At 68.7% G+C, this 14,481-nt stretch carries 16 protein-coding genes; 9 read left to right on the top strand and 7 right to left on the bottom strand.

The window, feature by feature from the left end; translation table 11 throughout:
- Window positions 1–21 precede the first annotated feature (21 nt).
- Complete coding sequence (locus ACTRO_RS08845) at window positions 22–792, top strand: class I SAM-dependent methyltransferase (protein ID WP_034262686.1); 771 nt, start codon at window positions 22–24, stop codon at window positions 790–792.
- Between the two features lie 232 nt (window positions 793–1,024).
- On the opposite strand, the gene ACTRO_RS50290 is transcribed toward ACTRO_RS08845, so the two are convergent.
- Both ACTRO_RS50290 and ACTRO_RS45545 read right to left on the bottom strand, forming a co-directional pair.
- Entirely contained in the window at window positions 1,025–1,150 is a 126-nt protein-coding gene (locus tag ACTRO_RS50290; protein WP_281177847.1) for a hypothetical protein, read from the bottom strand.
- 38 nt (window positions 1,151–1,188) lie between these two features.
- Window positions 1,189–1,377, bottom strand: a complete 189-nt coding sequence (locus tag ACTRO_RS45545; RefSeq protein WP_084316101.1) for a hypothetical protein — start codon at window positions 1,375–1,377, stop codon at window positions 1,189–1,191.
- A 168-nt stretch (window positions 1,378–1,545) separates the two neighbouring features.
- Between ACTRO_RS45545 and ACTRO_RS08850 the strand changes: the two genes are divergently transcribed.
- From ACTRO_RS08850 to ACTRO_RS08860, 3 genes are all read left to right on the top strand, one after another.
- Window positions 1,546–2,277 carry a hypothetical protein gene (locus ACTRO_RS08850; RefSeq protein WP_157435985.1) on the top strand — a complete coding sequence of 244 codons (732 nt, stop codon included), beginning with the start codon at window positions 1,546–1,548 and terminating at the stop codon, window positions 2,275–2,277.
- Between the two features lie 103 nt (window positions 2,278–2,380).
- Entirely contained in the window at window positions 2,381–3,301 is a 921-nt protein-coding gene (locus tag ACTRO_RS08855; RefSeq protein ID WP_034262687.1) for a serine hydrolase, read from the top strand.
- A gap of 150 nt (window positions 3,302–3,451) precedes the next feature.
- Complete coding sequence (locus ACTRO_RS08860; protein WP_034262689.1) at window positions 3,452–4,225, top strand: aminoglycoside adenylyltransferase domain-containing protein; 774 nt, start codon at window positions 3,452–3,454, stop codon at window positions 4,223–4,225.
- Here ACTRO_RS08860 and ACTRO_RS08865 read toward each other — a convergent pair.
- Window positions 4,211–4,435, bottom strand: coding sequence for a hypothetical protein (locus ACTRO_RS08865; RefSeq protein WP_034262691.1), 225 nt, complete (start codon window positions 4,433–4,435; stop codon window positions 4,211–4,213). The two genes, ACTRO_RS08860 and ACTRO_RS08865, sit on opposite strands and share 15 nt — an antisense overlap.
- Window positions 4,436–4,475: 40 nt before the next feature.
- On the bottom strand, window positions 4,476–4,637 hold the full coding sequence (locus ACTRO_RS45550) for a YqaE/Pmp3 family membrane protein (protein ID WP_169739858.1): 162 nt from the start codon (window positions 4,635–4,637) through the stop codon (window positions 4,476–4,478).
- A 186-nt stretch (window positions 4,638–4,823) separates the two neighbouring features.
- On the opposite strand from ACTRO_RS45550, the gene ACTRO_RS08870 reads away from it, so the two are divergent.
- The 3 genes from ACTRO_RS08870 to nicT all read left to right on the top strand — a co-directional run bounded on the left by ACTRO_RS08870 (window position 4,824) and on the right by nicT (window position 7,067).
- The gene (locus ACTRO_RS08870) at window positions 4,824–5,108 is read left to right on the top strand and encodes a hypothetical protein (RefSeq protein ID WP_034262693.1); all 285 of its coding nucleotides are present in this window, start codon (window positions 4,824–4,826) and stop codon (window positions 5,106–5,108) included.
- A gap of 102 nt (window positions 5,109–5,210) precedes the next feature.
- Window positions 5,211–5,537: an antibiotic biosynthesis monooxygenase family protein gene (locus ACTRO_RS08875; RefSeq protein WP_034262695.1), complete on the top strand. Its 327-nt coding sequence runs from the start codon at window positions 5,211–5,213 to the stop codon at window positions 5,535–5,537.
- A 366-nt stretch (window positions 5,538–5,903) separates the two neighbouring features.
- Window positions 5,904–7,067, top strand: coding sequence for a Nickel transporter NicT (gene nicT / locus ACTRO_RS08880; protein WP_084316103.1), 1,164 nt, complete (start codon window positions 5,904–5,906; stop codon window positions 7,065–7,067).
- Window positions 7,068–7,371: 304 nt separating this feature from the next.
- Here the strand turns inward: nicT and ACTRO_RS08885 are convergent, their stop codons facing one another.
- The gene (locus tag ACTRO_RS08885) at window positions 7,372–8,421 is read right to left on the bottom strand and encodes a zinc-dependent alcohol dehydrogenase family protein (protein WP_211244164.1); all 1,050 of its coding nucleotides are present in this window, start codon (window positions 8,419–8,421) and stop codon (window positions 7,372–7,374) included.
- A 47-nt stretch (window positions 8,422–8,468) separates the two neighbouring features.
- Here ACTRO_RS08885 and ACTRO_RS08890 point away from each other — a divergent pair, with 47 nt between their 5' ends.
- Both ACTRO_RS08890 and ACTRO_RS08895 read left to right on the top strand, forming a co-directional pair.
- Window positions 8,469–9,038 (top strand): TetR/AcrR family transcriptional regulator, encoded by a 570-nt coding sequence (locus ACTRO_RS08890; RefSeq protein WP_034262698.1) that lies wholly within the window; start codon window positions 8,469–8,471, stop codon window positions 9,036–9,038.
- A gap of 261 nt (window positions 9,039–9,299) precedes the next feature.
- A complete protein-coding gene (locus tag ACTRO_RS08895; protein ID WP_157435987.1) occupies window positions 9,300–10,514 on the top strand; it encodes a ricin-type beta-trefoil lectin domain protein in 1,215 nt (404 codons plus the stop codon).
- 132 nt (window positions 10,515–10,646) lie between these two features.
- Here the strand turns inward: ACTRO_RS08895 and ppgK are convergent, their stop codons facing one another.
- Window positions 10,647–11,462 (bottom strand): polyphosphate--glucose phosphotransferase, encoded by an 816-nt coding sequence (gene ppgK, locus ACTRO_RS08900; protein ID WP_084317028.1) that lies wholly within the window; start codon window positions 11,460–11,462, stop codon window positions 10,647–10,649.
- 166 nt (window positions 11,463–11,628) lie between these two features.
- The gene (locus ACTRO_RS08905; protein WP_245594328.1) at window positions 11,629–14,448 is read right to left on the bottom strand and encodes a glycoside hydrolase family 3 C-terminal domain-containing protein; all 2,820 of its coding nucleotides are present in this window, start codon (window positions 14,446–14,448) and stop codon (window positions 11,629–11,631) included.
- Window positions 14,449–14,481: the final 33 nt, after the last annotated feature.

Raw genomic sequence — 14,481 nt, forward strand, 5'->3', positions numbered from 1 at the left:
GCAAGGCGGAACGATAGGCGCATGACGCCCAGCAGCAAGCTGAACGGGAATCGGAGCGCGTGGGAGGCGGCGTCGGAGAAGCACGTCCGCGAATACCAGGAGCTGCTGGCCCGGGCCAGAAACGAGTGCTCCTTGTTCGCCCAGGAACTGGACCTGCTGCGCCCCATCCTGGCGCACTCACCAGAGGTCGTGCATCTGCAAAGCGGCCACGGCCTGGACGACATCGCGCTGGTCGACGCCGGCGCGCGCTCGGTCGTCGGAGTGGACTTCAGCCAGGTCGCCGCGACAGCGGCGCAACGGCGCGCGGACGAGTTGGGGGCGCCCTGCCGCTACGTGGTCGCCGAGCTGCCGGGCGCACCGCTGCACGATGCGTGCGCGGACCTCGTCTACACGGGCAAGGGGGCGCTGATCTGGCTGCCGGACCTGCGGGCGTGGGCTGCCGACGTCGCCCGCCTGCTGCGACCCGAAGGGCACCTGTTCGTCTACGAGTCCCATCCGGCGGTGCCGCTGTGGACCTGGGACGAGGACGAGCCCCGGATCCGAGCCGACCGCGGCTACTTCGAACGCTCACACGTCAACGACACGTTTCCCGCGCACGGAGCGGTGGAGTACCAGGCCACGCTGGCAGAGGTCATCAACGCGGTGCTCTCCGCCGACCTGGAGCTGCAGTACGTGGCGGAGTTCGCCGAGCCCTTCTGGCGGCCGGACGGTGTCGCGGCGGCGGCTTGGGGAGGACGGCTGCCGAACATGTTCGCGCTCGTCGCGCGGCGCAGACGAGCAGGGGCTATTTGAAGCCGGCTGACTGGTCGAGTAGGAAGGGTGAGCCGTGGCCGGCCGGGTCCCATCCGAGTTCCCTCGCCTGCCGGATCGTACGCGCCACATCCGCGGGGAGTACGGGCTGAGCCGGCCGTCCGAACCAGTTGCTCGAGTGGGGCTGATCGGTGGCGACGACCAGGGTTCTGCCAGGTTGATCGTAGTCTTCTACCGCATAGGTGCATGGCGACTCGCAGATGGCCTGTCCAAGTCAGACCGGCTTGCCTCCCGCGCGCTCCCACTGCGCTTCGTTCCATTCGACGTATTCGATCTGCACGTCGCCGGGAAGCTTGGCGGTCAGATTCCGGCCGGTGGGGACCTCCTGCGGGCCACGCACGATCTGCGCTCCGGCCTGGTCGAGGCGCGTCAGGCACTTCAGCGCCTCAGACCCCTGGCGCGCTTCACTGCTTCGGTGAGTTCAGCGTGGCTCACTCCGCCGTTGAGCGCGTTCACCAGGTCGTCGGGACACAGCTCGTAGAGGTCGCCCCACCATCGGTTTGCGCGGTTGTCCCAGATCCGGTAGCCGCCTGGCACGCCTCTGGCGACGTACCGCCGTCTACTCATAGTCGACCCTCCCCTGAACTCCGTCACGCCTGGCTGCAGTCGTCGAGTACATCCTGTAGTACTAACGGCCGAAGCTGGCAGGACACCAGCCAAGGCGCCGACAACGGACGAGAGTGAATCCCTAACCTAAGACGGATCAGCACCGCAGGCACCTTGAACGGGAGAACAGTGACTCAGCCGAGTGGCAGGACATCCGAGAGCAAGGCCGAGGGCTTGGTCGGCGTGGACGAGGCAAGAGCAGCGCTGCGACGCGGGCAGGCCGTGGTACTTCCCAATCCGGCACCGCTGACCTGCGTGGTCGCCGCCACTGACGCACAAGGCGTGAACCGGGCCAAGGGTCGGCCCGAGGGCCAGGCCGTGGCACTGTGGGCGCACGACCCGGGCACCTTCGCAGCGCTCGAGGACGTGCTCGACCTCGATGAGGCCCTGCGCGCCGTCGCGCAGCGGCTGCTGACCGAGCAGCGCGTGACGCTCCTGGTTCCGCTGCGCAACGGTGCGAGCGGACCGGACTGGCTCGCGCCGGCGGCTCGCGAGTCGTGGGCCATGCTGTTCGGCACGCGCTGGCCGCCGCTGCTGCCTGTACTTGAGGATCACAGTCTCGAGGACCACAGCGTCCTGTACGTCTCCAGCGCCAACCGCACCGGCAGCGCACCGGCTGCGACTGCCGCGCAGGCCCGCGCCATGTTCCCGCACTCCGTCGCGGTGTTGCCGGCCGATCGGCTGCCGGGCGCCGAGCTGGAGACGGGTTCCGACCCGACTCCGCGCGCAGCGACCACCACACTCCGGCTCTACCCGGATGCCCGCGTCACCGTGCACCGCCGCGGCGCACAGGACGCCGCCTTCACCGACCCTGATGCCTATCTCGACCACATCCGCGCCAGCTTCCTTGAGTTAAAATGATCACATCGCATCATCTGCCCTATTTTCGCGAGGACGGGCGCCAGTTTTCTGCCGTCAGCGAACCGCAATGCACGATCGCCTCACGGATGCGAGAGTCAGAGGTGTGATCGAGGACGAAGTGGAGGCGCTGTTCATCGAAGCCGGCTATCAGGGCACACTCAGCGTGGCGGAGATCGACGGCGCGGGCCGGGTCGATGTCCGGGCCGGTGAGGAGGCGTACGCCGCCTCGACCTTCAAGATCGCGGTCGGCCTGGAGTTGGCCTGCCAGGGTGCAGCCGGCGAGTTGGAACTGACCGAATCGATGCGGCTCTCGCCGGACGACTGCACACCTGGCGGCCAGGGGCTGTGCCTTTTCGAGTATCCGGTGGAGATCTCGCTGCGCGACCTTGCCGTGCTGATGCTGACCATCAGCGACAACACCGCGACCGACGCGGTGATCCGGCGATTAGGTCCGGAGCGCGTCGGTGCCCGCTTGGCGGCGCTCGGTCTGAAGCAGACTGACTTCACTTGCACGATCCACGAGCACTTCGACGCCATCGGCCGCAGCCTCGGGTTCGCCGACTGGGCCGAGCACGCCCGTGCGTTGGCCGCCGCGCCACCCACCCGTGCTGAGGTGATGCGCCGCGCGTTTCGCGAGGCCTTCGCGCTGCCCCACCTGGTGCCCTACACCACCGCGGGCGACATGGCGCGGCTAACCGGCATGATCTGGCGTGACGAGGCGGGTCCGGCGGCGGCGTGCGCGCAGGTGCGGGTGATGATGGGAAAGCAATGGCTGACCCGGAAGATCGCAACCGGGTTCGGCGCCGGCACGTCGGTCGCTGCCAAGTCGGGAACCGCTCCCGCGATCAGCAACGACGTCGGCGTGGTGACCTACCCGGACGGGCAGCGATACGCCGTAGCCGCCTTCACCCGGGCACTCGATCCCGATCCCGCCGCCGACACCGACCCTGACGCCGCCGCACGAGCGATCGGTGCCGCCGCCCGGCTGGCCGTCGAACACCTGCGGCGGGCGGCATCGGCTTGAGCCCGGCCGTCCCAGCCAGCTAACGTCCGCTCGTGACCTGCTGCTGCTTCGCCGCCACGCGGATGCGCCGCGCCTGAGCGCGGCGACAATCCCTTCCCGTTCGCCGCGCCCGTGAGCCCCTAACTCATCCACGGGTACGGAGATATCAGCATGTTCACTCCCTTCGAAGACCTCGACGCCCTCCTCGCCGACCTCATCGGGTCAGCGCGCGAAATCCTCGGCCGGACTTTCGTCGGCGCCTATCTCCAGGGCTCCTTCGCTCTGGGCGCCGCCGACCTGCTGAGCGACTGCGACTTCATCATCGCGACCAACGTCCTGCCCTCCGGCACGGCCGAGGCGCAGTTGCGCCGGCTGCACGACGAGATTCCGACGCGTCCGGGCCACTGGCCGAAGGACCTGGAGGGTTCGTACGCAGATACCACGTCATTGCGCAGCGCCGCCGGGCTCGGCACGCCGTGGCTGTTCAGCAACCACGGTTCCCGCGACCTGGTCTGGGACACCCACTGCAATACCCTGCACACCCGCTGGATCCTGCACCATCACGGCATCACCCTCGCCGGGCCGCCGATCACCGACCTCGTCGACGCGGTCGATCCCGAGGCCATGCGCGAGTCGATGCGTACGGCGCTGCCCAAGGTGATGGCGGGTCTGCGCACGTGGGCGCGCTTCGAGATGGCCTGGACCCAGCGCTACACCGTCACCGAGTACTGCCGGGTCCTCTACACCCTGCGCACCGGGCGGGTCGCCTCCAAACGCGGCGCGCTGGAGTGGGCCCGGGAACACCTCGACCAGACGTGGCGCCCGCTGCTCACGCAGGTCATCGAGGACCGGGCGCTCGGCTGGGTGCCGGCCGAGCCGCCGCGGCCCGGCAGCCTCGAGACCAGCTACGCGTTCGCGGCCTACGCCGAGTCATTCGCCCGCTGAGCTGTGGAAGTAGACCGTGAGCGACGGCCACGTCCCGTCCTCGGTCACCTCGGTGTGCAGCACCAGGTCCATCACCTCGATCGCGCCGAGCCGATCCAGTGAGTCAGCGACCCGCCGGAGCAACGCCGCGACGTCCCCTTGGGCGGCGCCGCTCGGGTTGGCTTGGGAGAAATGCCGGATCGTCCACGAGGTCTTGCCGACGTCATCCATGACCCCATGATGGCCCGCAGCCCGCACGGCGCCGCCGGAATCAGTCCTTGACGACCCGATAAATGCCGTAGATCACGCCGGGAAGGTGGCCGCACAGCTGGAGCAGGAAGGTCCAGAGCACCTTCAGACTCGGCCCGTCCTTGATCAGAACAGCGAGCCACGGCAATACGAGGCAGAGCAGAACAAGCAGCACCTTGACCATGATTCGAATCCCCTCGTTCTCAGCCCGCCGTCGAGGCAAATCTACGGGCATGTAGGTCTTCCGTGGCGGGCACCGAGATCTGTACCGCTTTGAGCGCCCGGATCCCGCCCGATCCAGCGGACGGTTTAGCCGTACTCAACCCGGCAACCCGCCGAGCACCGGAACACTTGCTCGTTCAGGAGGGCGGTGCGGACCCTGAAGGCCACCGAGGACCAGACGACGATCGGGCGACGGCCGGACCAGCGCGGCGCGCCCGAACGGGACACGATCGGCGACAACTATCGGCATATCATCTGCTTCCTGTGTTACCCCGCGTTCGAGATCGAGCTGCTGGCGCCGCACGACGCCGAGTGCATCTGCGGAAAGCCAGTGAGATCGGGTGACGCTCCCGCGCCGCGGAGCGCGCCGCAGTGCGCCCTGTGCGACGCGATGGCCGAGGACCACTACCGTGTCCGCCACGGCGAGCGGTGACCCGCACCGGCCTTGAGCGGTTACCGGCACTGCCGCAGCTATGCTGAGCTGGCCGAATCGGCCGCGTGACAGCGCCGCCGCAGCGATCCGAGGAGTTCCTTCATGTCCGTCGTCAAGATCAACGTGCTGTCGGTGAGCCCGGAAGCCCGCGCGACCCTGGAGCAGCGCTTCGCCGGGCGGGCCGGAGCCGTGGAGGCGAGCGACGGCTTCGAGTGGTTCGAGCTGCTGCGCCCGGTCGAGGGCACCGACCAGTACCTGGTCTACACGCGCTGGCGCAGCGAGCAGGACTTCCAGAACTGGCACGCTTCCCAGGACTTCGCCCGCGGCCACGCCGGCCGCGAGCAGGACGGCCAGCCGCCGCGCCCGGCCGCGCATGCCTCACAGATCTGGTCCTTCGAGGTCATCGAGCAGGCCGGGCCCAAAGCGTAACCAGGTGTGAAAGACGTTGACATCCTCGGGGCTTGGCACCCGGGACCGGAGTCATGAGTCACGATCACTGACGAACAGCCCGCACTGCGTCATGCCGCTCCGACTGCCTCGGCCACCCCTTGCCGCATGCAGTCGTTGCCACATGCAGTCGGCAGTCAGGGCAGGTACCGGCGGGGCCACCAGGGCGCTCGGGAGGCTGCCGGGCGCCCTCGTCGCGTCCCCGGATCCCGTCATTGCACCCTTCCCGCTCTTGCGAAGGACTTGCAACTACTATGATGATGCGGCTAGAAACGTCTGTGCACCACTCACGCACTGGGCACCCGAGCACGCCGCCCGCCGACCGGAAGCCTGCGAGGACTCCACGCCATGGCCAGTACCGACACGCCCGCTCCGCCGCCGACCAGTACCAGTGGTGTCAGCGGCGGCGGTAGTCGGATCGCGCAGATCCGCCAGGCTCTCAGCCCGGCCGAGTGGCGGCGTCTGGCCGGGATGCTCGCCTTCATCCTCGCCCTGACCGTCGTCGGCTGGTTCATCGTCATCGCCGTCGTCGCCCCCAACCACTACTCGCTGGGGGCCTCGGGCACCTTCTCGATCGGCCTGGGCCTGACGGCCTACACACTCGGCATGCGGCACGCCTTCGACGCCGACCACATCGCCGCGATCGACAACACCACCCGGAAGCTCATGTCCGAGGGCAAGCGGCCGCTGTCGGTCGGACTGTGGTTCTCGCTCGGGCACTCCACCATCGTCTTCACCCTCGCCCTGCTGCTCTCGCTCGGCCTCAAGACCCTCGTCGGGCCGGTCAAGGACGACAACTCGAGCCTGCACCACTACACCGGGGTCATCGGCACGTCGGTGTCGGGCGGGTTCCTCTACATCATCGCCGGTATCAATGTCGTGATCCTCTTCGGCATCCTCAAGATCTTCCGGCAGATGCGCAAGGGCGACTTCGACGAGGAAGCGCTCGAGGAGCAGCTCAACAACCGCGGGCTGATGAACCGGATCCTCGGCCGGCTGATGCGGGCCGTGACCAAGCCGTGGCAGATGTACCCGATCGGCGTGCTGTTCGGCCTCGGCTTCGACACCGCCACCGAGGTCGCGCTCCTCGTGATCGCCTCCACCACCGCGCTCGCCGGGCTGCCCTGGTACGCGATCCTCTCGCTGCCCATCCTGTTCGCCGCCGGCATGTCCCTGTTCGACACCCTCGACGGCTCGTTCATGAACTTCGCCTACGGCTGGGCCTTCTCCAAGCCGGTGCGCAAGGTCTACTACAACCTCACCATCACCGGCCTGTCCGTCGCCGTCGCCCTGCTGATCGGCACGGTCGAGCTGCTCGGGCTGCTCTCCCAGCAGCTCAACTTCACCGGCCGATTCTGGACCGACATGCAGAACGCCGACATCAACATGCTCGGCTTCATCATCGTCGGGCTCTTCTTCGCCACCTGGGCCATCGCCCTGCTGGTGTGGAAGTTCGGCCGCATCGAGGAGCGCTGGACCCGCGGACTCGCCAGCGCGGAGACAGCGGACTGATACCGTCTGCGCCATGGCGAGTGACGACGCTCAGGGCGTCTTCCGATCACCCGAGACGGGCCAGATATGGGCGCGAAACGCGCGAGGCCGTCTGTGCCGCCTCGGACCCGAGGCGGCACAGACGTGGAGCGCTGACGAGCCCACCATCGGCTGGCGAGGGAGCTTGCTCGATTCGGCCTGTGGGACCACCTGCCTGAGCAACAGCGCGCAGTTGCCATCGCCGAGACGGACACGGGGGGCTTTCCTCTGCCCTCGCTACCCGAGCAGCTCCCGGTCGCGCCTGAGTGACTGCGGCCAGTCGAGCTCAGTCAAGGTCGATGACGATCTTGCCGAAGATCCCCGGCTGACCCTGCGCCTCGTAAGCCGCGGGCAGATCGGCGAAGGAGAAGCGGCGGTCGATCACCGGGTGCAGGTCGTGCTCGGCCGTGAACCGGGCGAGGTCCTGGTGCATGGCGACGCTGCCGACGGCGACGCCGCGCACGCTGGCCTGCTTGCCCACGAGGCTCCAGACGTCGAGGGCGGGCACGTCGTTGTCACGCAGTCCGAGGACGGCGATCTCGCCGGAGCCTGCGGCCGCGGCAATGCACTCGTTCACCACGCCGATGCCGACCGTGTTGACGACCTTGTCCGCGCCACCGGTCAGCTCGTACGCCCTGGCGCCCCAGTCGCCGTCCGTGGTCATGGTGCCGGCGACGCCGAGTTCCTGCCAGCGCGGGTCATCGGCCCGACTGCGCACGGCTGCGTAAGGAATGGCGCCGAGCGCGCGGGCGAGCTGAGCGGCGAACAGTGCCACGCCGCCGCTGCCGAGGACGAGGACCTTGTCACCGGCTTCCACCGGCTTGCCTGCCATGACGGCGTTCCACGCGGTAACGCCCGCGACCTGCAGCGTCGAGGCTTCGGCGTCGGACAGGCCCGGCGGTGTGGCGATCACGCGATCGGCGGCGACGACGATCTGTTCGGCGGCGACGCCGGGGTCGTCGAGGCTACCGGGCCCGATGCCGAAGGTCTGGGCCCGGCCGGTACGCCAGCCCGGTGCGTGCGCGGTCATCACGCGGTCGCCGACCGACCAGCCGCTCACGCCTTCGCCGACCGCGTCGATCACGCCGGCGACGTCCGACAACGGCACGATCTCCTCGCCCTCCGGGCGCCCGAACGGCCCGGCCAGGATCATCTGGTCGCGGGCATTGAGCGCGATCGCGCGTACGCGGATCCGGACCTGTCCCGGCCCGGGCTGAGGCGTGGCCGCCTCCTCGTTGACCAGGCCCTTCGCCTCGGTGACGCCGGCCTTGAGCTTCCACTGCCGCATGACGACCTCCGATAGGTAACTAACTAGTGACTTACCCGAGTAGATCATCGCCGCCCGGCGATGTCAACATCCGGTTAGTTAGTTAGACTGAGCGGGTGCAAGCTCGCGACGCAGCCGCCACCCGCGCCCGGATCCTGGGCGCGGCCATCGCCGAGTTCTCCGCCGTGGGCTTCTCGGGAGCGCGCATCGATCGCATCGCCGAGCAGTCCGGCACCAACAAGCGGATGATCTACGTGTACTACGGGGACAAAGAGGGCCTGTTCACCGCAACTCTGCACGAGGTCATCACCAAGCTCGTCACGGCGGTCGCACTCGACCCGGACGACCTCGCGGGCTACGCCGGCAGTATGTTCGACTACCTCGTCGATCACCCCGAAGCCCTGCGCATCGCGGCCTGGCGCCAGCTGGAACGCCCGACGGCGGGTCCGGAGACCACGGAGATCTACGCGGAGAAGGTCGCGGCCCTGCCCGCCGCCGGCGAGGCCCGACCACCGACGGCCCTGCCTCCCACCGATCTGCTCGTCCTGGTGCAGGGCATGGCCGGAGCATGGCTGAGCACTCCCGTCGAACTACTGAGCCACGACGGCTCCGATCCGCGGTCGCCGCAACGCCTCGCGACCCACCGCGCGGCCCTCGTCGAGGCAGTGCGCCGTATCGTCGCATAGGGGCGAATCCAGGTCCTGTCATCATAGGGCACTTGGAGAGAAAAACAGCCTGCGGAGATTCAAAGGCCATCATCAATCAATGAGTTTCGTTGAAAGCGGCCGTGAATGCGCCCTCGACGAGATCATGAGCATTCAGCCCGCTGAACGTGAAAGTTTTTTAAACATGATCTTGCGCGGGCGATTGCGCACCGGGAGTGCGCGTGCTTCCATTCCGATAAGTCAACTTTACTAACCCAACTGACCGACGGAGGCTCCCACTCCATGACTCCGCCCCGCGCACGCTTCGCCGTGGTGGCTGCCGCAGCCATCGCGTTCGGCACCCAGGTCGCGGTCCTGCACCCGGCCGCCGCCTCGACCTCACTCACCCACACCGCCGCGGCGCCCGCCGCGGAAGCGGCCGCCGCACCGGCCACCACCTACACGGCCGCGCAGGTGCTGGCCGGCATCCAGCAGCACTCCACGTCCGCGACCCAGGTCAACACCAAGCCCCACATCAACACCATGACCCGCGCCATGAACGTGAACGTGTACCAGCCGGCCAGCGGCGTCTTCGTCTACACCTCCAGCATGGCCATCGACGACGACGGCTCCGATCCCGATCCCGACCCGGACCACCAGGACGAGACGACCTTCCAGGACAGCAACGGCGCGCAGCTGGCCGCGCACCACGTGCCGTTCTACGTGCTGGGAGACGACTGCTGGGACAAGACGTCCCCCTGCCCGCACTTCTTCTACAAGGAGCACAACATCTCCGGCCGGCAGTTCGCGCTGGTCTTCTACAACGGCAAGGTCATCGGCGCGATCTTCGGCGACACGCAGACCGGGAACGACCAGACCACCTCGGACAACGACTCCCGCGAGCTGGGCGAGGCGTCCGTGGAAGCGGCCAACCTGCTGGGCATCCCCGACAGCGGCACCACCGGCGGCGTGGACAACGGCGTGACCGTGGCGATCTTCTCGGGGCCGTCCTGGGTCGTGAACGGCACCAACTCCACCTTGAACGCCAACGCCCAGGGCATGGTCCAGAACGCCCTGAACACCCTCGGCGCCAGCCTGGCGGGCGGCGGCACCACTCCCCCGCCGACCGGTGGCGGCAGCACGATCGTGAACGACAACTCGGGCCTGTGCCTGAGCGACACCGGCGGGTCGACCACCTTGAAGACCACCGGTGACATCGCTACCTGCAACGGCACCGCGGCCCAGACCTGGACCGCCGCGAACGGCACCCTGACCAACGGGAACGGCCTGTGCCTGAGCGTCACCGGCAGCTCCACCGCGCTCAAAGCCGTCACCGACATCTACACCTGCAACGGCAGCGCCAGCGAGGGCTGGACCGTCAAGAGCAACGGCACCATCGTGAACACCGCTTCCGGGCTCTGCCTGAGCGTCACCGGCAGCTCCACCACCAGCGGCGCCACCGCCGACATCTACACCTGCAACGGCAGTGTCAGCGAGAACTGGACCGTCGGGTCCTGATAGCCCGACTCTGATCGCTCAACTCTGATGATCCGACTCTGATAGCCCCTGAAATCCTGCCGAGGGTGGCCGCTGAACGCCACCCTCGGCAGACGCGCTCACGCCGGAGCCTGGATCCGAGTCCTGATTTCCTCAGGCGGTCGCCGACGGTACGGCTCCGGCCGCGGCGAACGCGGCGCCGATGATGCCCGCGTTGTTCGCCATCTGAGCCGGAACCATCCGGGCGTGCATGCGCAGCAGCGGCAGGAACTTGTCCGGGTGCTTGGACACGCCGCCACCGAAGACGACGAGGTCGGGGGTGAAGAGCATCTCGACCATCTCGAGGTACTCCTGCAGGCGCTTGGCCCACTTGGTCCAGCTGAGCTGCTTGTCTTCCTTCACCTTCGCCGAGGCCCGGCGCTCCGCGTCCTTGCCGCGCACCTGCAGGTGGCCGAGTTCCGTGTTGGGCACCAGATGCCCGTCGGTGAACAGGGCGGAGCCGATGCCGGTGCCGAGGGTCAGCATCAGCACCACGCCGTTCTGTCCCAGGGCCGCACCGTGGGTGATCTCGGCCAGGCCGGCGGCGTCCGCGTCGTTGATGACGAATGGTGCCTGCGCACCGGACCCGAGGGCCGGGCCGAAGACCTCGGCCGCCGACAGGCCGAGCCACGCCTTGCTCACGTTCGCCGCCGTGTGGATGACGCCGTCGGAGACCACGCCGGGGAAGGTCACGCCGATCGGCCCGGACCAGTCGAAGTGCCGGACGATCTGGCCGACCACCTCGGCCACGGCCTTGGGCCGCGCGGGCTGCGGGGTGGCGATCCGGTAGCGGTCGCCCTGCAAGGTGCCGGTCTTCAGGTCCACCGGCGCGCCCTTGATTCCGGTGCCGCCGATGTCGATGCCGAGCGCCACGCCACCGGAGTGGGCCAATTGGCGTGCCGGCGATGTGTGGAGAGAGTGCACAGCCATGATGGCCACATTGCCACCGGAGACGGAAACATGCGCGCTCGGCGGGCCACCCGCGTGATCGTCTCGGCCAGGCCGCTCGTAAGTAAGCGGCGCCCCGGACCGCGTGGGTCACGGTCCGGGACGCCGGTCTTGCCGGGCCTGTGAGGCCCTCACCTACGGGTGGTGCCTACGGCAGGCTCCACAACTGGTTGGAAGTGGCTCCGCACGTCCAGATCTGCACCTGGGTGCCGGAGGCGCCGTAGCCGGTGTCGTCGAGGCACTTGCCCGAGTTCGTGTTGATGAGCTCGCCGTTGGACTGCGCCTGCCACTGCTGCGCGCCGGTGCCGTTGCAGGTGTAGAGCTGCACCTTCGTGCCGTTCGCAGTGCCCGCGCCGGACACGTCCAGGCACTTGCCGAGCGCTTGGATGGTGCCGTTCGTGCCCACCGTCCACTGCTGCGCGTTGGTGCCGTTGCAGGTGTAGACCTGCACGGCCGTGCCGTCGGCGCTGTTCGCCGAACGCACGTCCAGGCACAGGCCCTGATACCCGGTGACCGGTCCGGTCGCGCCGGTGCCGCCTCCGCCACCCGGGTTCGAGTTGCCCGGCGCGACGGTCCACACGAAGCTCACGCTCGCCTGGGCGCCGCTGCCGTCCTTGGCGGTGGCCGTCACGGTGCTGGTGCCGACGGTGGTCGGGGTGCCGGTGATCGCGCCGGTGCTCGCGTTGATCGACACGCCGGCCGGCAAGCCGGTCGCCGAGTAGCTCAGCGTCTGCCCGCTGGTCGTGTCGCTGCCGGCGAGCGAGAACGCGGCGGCGGTGTTCACCACGTTGTCCTGCGGCCCCGGGTTCGCCAGCGTGACCGGCTGGCCGAGCTGGTTGGCGGCGACGGCCAGGGTCGCGGTCAACGGCAGACTCGCGCTGGAGTCGCCGACCGAGACGGTGTAGTTGCCGGTGGAGGTGGCCCAGGCGTTCGAGCTCGCGTTCCAGTACTGCAGGTTCTGCTGGGTGACCGGGAAGGTGACCGTGGTGCTCGCTCCGGCCGTGAGGTTGACGCGCTGGAAGCCCTCGAGGGCGAGCGGCGGCTGGCCGGAGGCGGCCGGGTCGGTGATGTAGAGCTGTGCGACGTCGGCACCGGCGCGCGAGCCGGTGTTGGTGACGGTCGCGGTCACCGTGGCGGTGCCGCCCGCGGTCAGGGCGCCGACCTGCAGGTTGCTGTAGGAGAAGGTGGTGTAGGACAGGCCGTAGCCGAAGGGGAAGAGCGGTGTCAGACCCTTGGCGTTATACCAGCGGTAGCCGACGTCCACGCCCTCGGAGTACTGGACCGTGCCGCCGCTGCCGGGCCACTGGGCCGTCGTGGAGGCCGGCACCTGGGAGAGCGAGGTCGGGAAGGTCACCGGCAGGTGCCCGGACGGGTTGGAGTTGCCCAGCAGGACGCTGGCGATCGCGGTGCCGTCCTCCTGGCCCGGGTACCAGGCTTCGAGCACGCCCTTGACCGAGGAGAGCCACGGCATGGTGACCGCGGATCCGGTGTTGAGCACGACGACCGTGTTCGGGTTGGCGGCGGCGACGGCCGAGATCAGCGAGTTCTGGGCGCTGGACAGGTCGATGCTGCTCAGGTCGCTGCCCTCGGACTCGAAGTCGGAGACGAACACCACCGCGACGTTCGCCGCGGCGGCGGCCGAGGCGGCCGACGTGGTCGAGGACCCGGCGTTGTAGGTCACCGTGGTGCCGCTCGGCACGGCCGCCTGGATGCCCTGCAGCGGCGTGACGGTGCCGCTGGAGTTCACCCCGGCGCTGCCGCCGCCGTCGGTCTGCGGGCTCGTGGACGCGTCCGTGCCGATCACCGCGATCGACTTGTCGGCGCTGGTCAACGGCAGCACGCTGCCCGAGTTCTTCAGCAGCACCGTGCCCTCCTCGGCGAGCGAGGTCGCGGCCGACTGGTCGGTGGCGCTGGTCGCGGTCGCCGACGGGGAGCCGCTCGGGGCCTTGTCGAACAGGCCGAAGCCGAACATCTGGGTCAGGATCTCGGAGACCGCGGTGTTGATCGTGCTCTGACTCACCTGGCCGGAGCTCACGGCCGACTGCAGGGCGCTGCCGTAGTACCCGTCGTTGCCCGGCATGTCCTGGTCGAGTCCGGCGTTCGCGGAGGCGGCGGTGGAGTGCGTGGCGCCCCAGTCGGAGGTGACGAAGCCGGTGTAGCCGAACTGCTGGCGCAGCACGGTGTTCATCGTGTACGAGTTCTGGCACGCCGCGGTGCCGTTGATCCAGCTGTAGGAGCACATGACCGAGGACGCGGCGCCCTGCTGGGTCGCGGCCTGGAACGCGGGCAGGTAGATCTCCTGCTCGGCCTGGGTCGAGATGACCGCGTTGTCGTTGGCCGAGTTGCGGTTGGTCTCCTGGTTGTACACGGCGAAGTGCTTGACCTGCGCCATGACCCCGGTGGACTGCACGCCGCGGATGTCGGCGGCACCGAGCTGGCCGTTGAGGTACGGGTCTTCTCCGACCGACTCGAAGGCGCGGCCCCAGCGCGGGTCGCGCACGATGTTGATGGTGGGTCCGAGGTCGACGTTGGTGCCCTTGGCCGCCTGTTCGCGGCCGATGACCTGGCCGTAGGTCTGCTCGGCCGCGGTGTCCCAGGTGGCCGCGGCGTCCACGGGCGCGGGCAGCTGGGTGACGTTGCCCATCCCGTCGCCGACGCCGGCCGGGCCGTCCTCGAGGTTGAGCGCGGGGATGCACAGCGCTCCGATCGCCGGGATGTAGCCGACGTAGCTCGAGCCGGACACGCCGGTCATCAGGGAGACTTCCTGGGAGAGCGACATGCTCGCCATCAGTTGGCTGACCCGCTGGGAGATCGGCGCGGTGGAACCGACCCAGGGACAGGACGCGGCCGCGGCGGACGCGGGCGAAGCCGCCCCGACCGATGCCGCCAGCGGTGCGACGGCGGTGGCGAGGGCGACCACCGCGAAGCGGATCCGGCCTGATGGAGACCGGTGGTGGGTAGTGTGCACGATGCCTCCTTGCATCTGCTTGCATCTGCGGAC

The organism is Actinospica robiniae DSM 44927 (assembly GCF_000504285.1).
In the GTDB taxonomy this organism is placed as follows: domain Bacteria; phylum Actinomycetota; class Actinomycetes; order Streptomycetales; family Catenulisporaceae; genus Actinospica; species Actinospica robiniae.

Coding starts and splice junctions, on each gene's coding strand:
- ACTRO_RS08895 (WP_157435987.1), top strand. CDS start 9,300: ATGACTCCGCCCCGCGCACGCTTCGCCGTGGTGGCTGCCGCAGCCATC.
- ACTRO_RS08865 (WP_034262691.1), bottom strand. CDS start 4,435: ATGGATGACGTCGGCAAGACCTCGTGGACGATCCGGCATTTCTCCCAA.
- ACTRO_RS08845 (WP_034262686.1), top strand. CDS start 22: ATGACGCCCAGCAGCAAGCTGAACGGGAATCGGAGCGCGTGGGAGGCG.
- ACTRO_RS08860 (WP_034262689.1), top strand. CDS start 3,452: ATGTTCACTCCCTTCGAAGACCTCGACGCCCTCCTCGCCGACCTCATC.
- ACTRO_RS08885 (WP_211244164.1), bottom strand. CDS start 8,421: ATGATCTACTCGGGTAAGTCACTAGTTAGTTACCTATCGGAGGTCGTC.
- ACTRO_RS45545 (WP_084316101.1), bottom strand. CDS start 1,377: ATGAGTAGACGGCGGTACGTCGCCAGAGGCGTGCCAGGCGGCTACCGG.
- ACTRO_RS45550 (WP_169739858.1), bottom strand. CDS start 4,637: ATGGTCAAGGTGCTGCTTGTTCTGCTCTGCCTCGTATTGCCGTGGCTC.
- ACTRO_RS08875 (WP_034262695.1), top strand. CDS start 5,211: ATGTCCGTCGTCAAGATCAACGTGCTGTCGGTGAGCCCGGAAGCCCGC.
- ppgK (WP_084317028.1), bottom strand. CDS start 11,462: ATGGCTGTGCACTCTCTCCACACATCGCCGGCACGCCAATTGGCCCAC.
- nicT (WP_084316103.1), top strand. CDS start 5,904: ATGGCCAGTACCGACACGCCCGCTCCGCCGCCGACCAGTACCAGTGGT.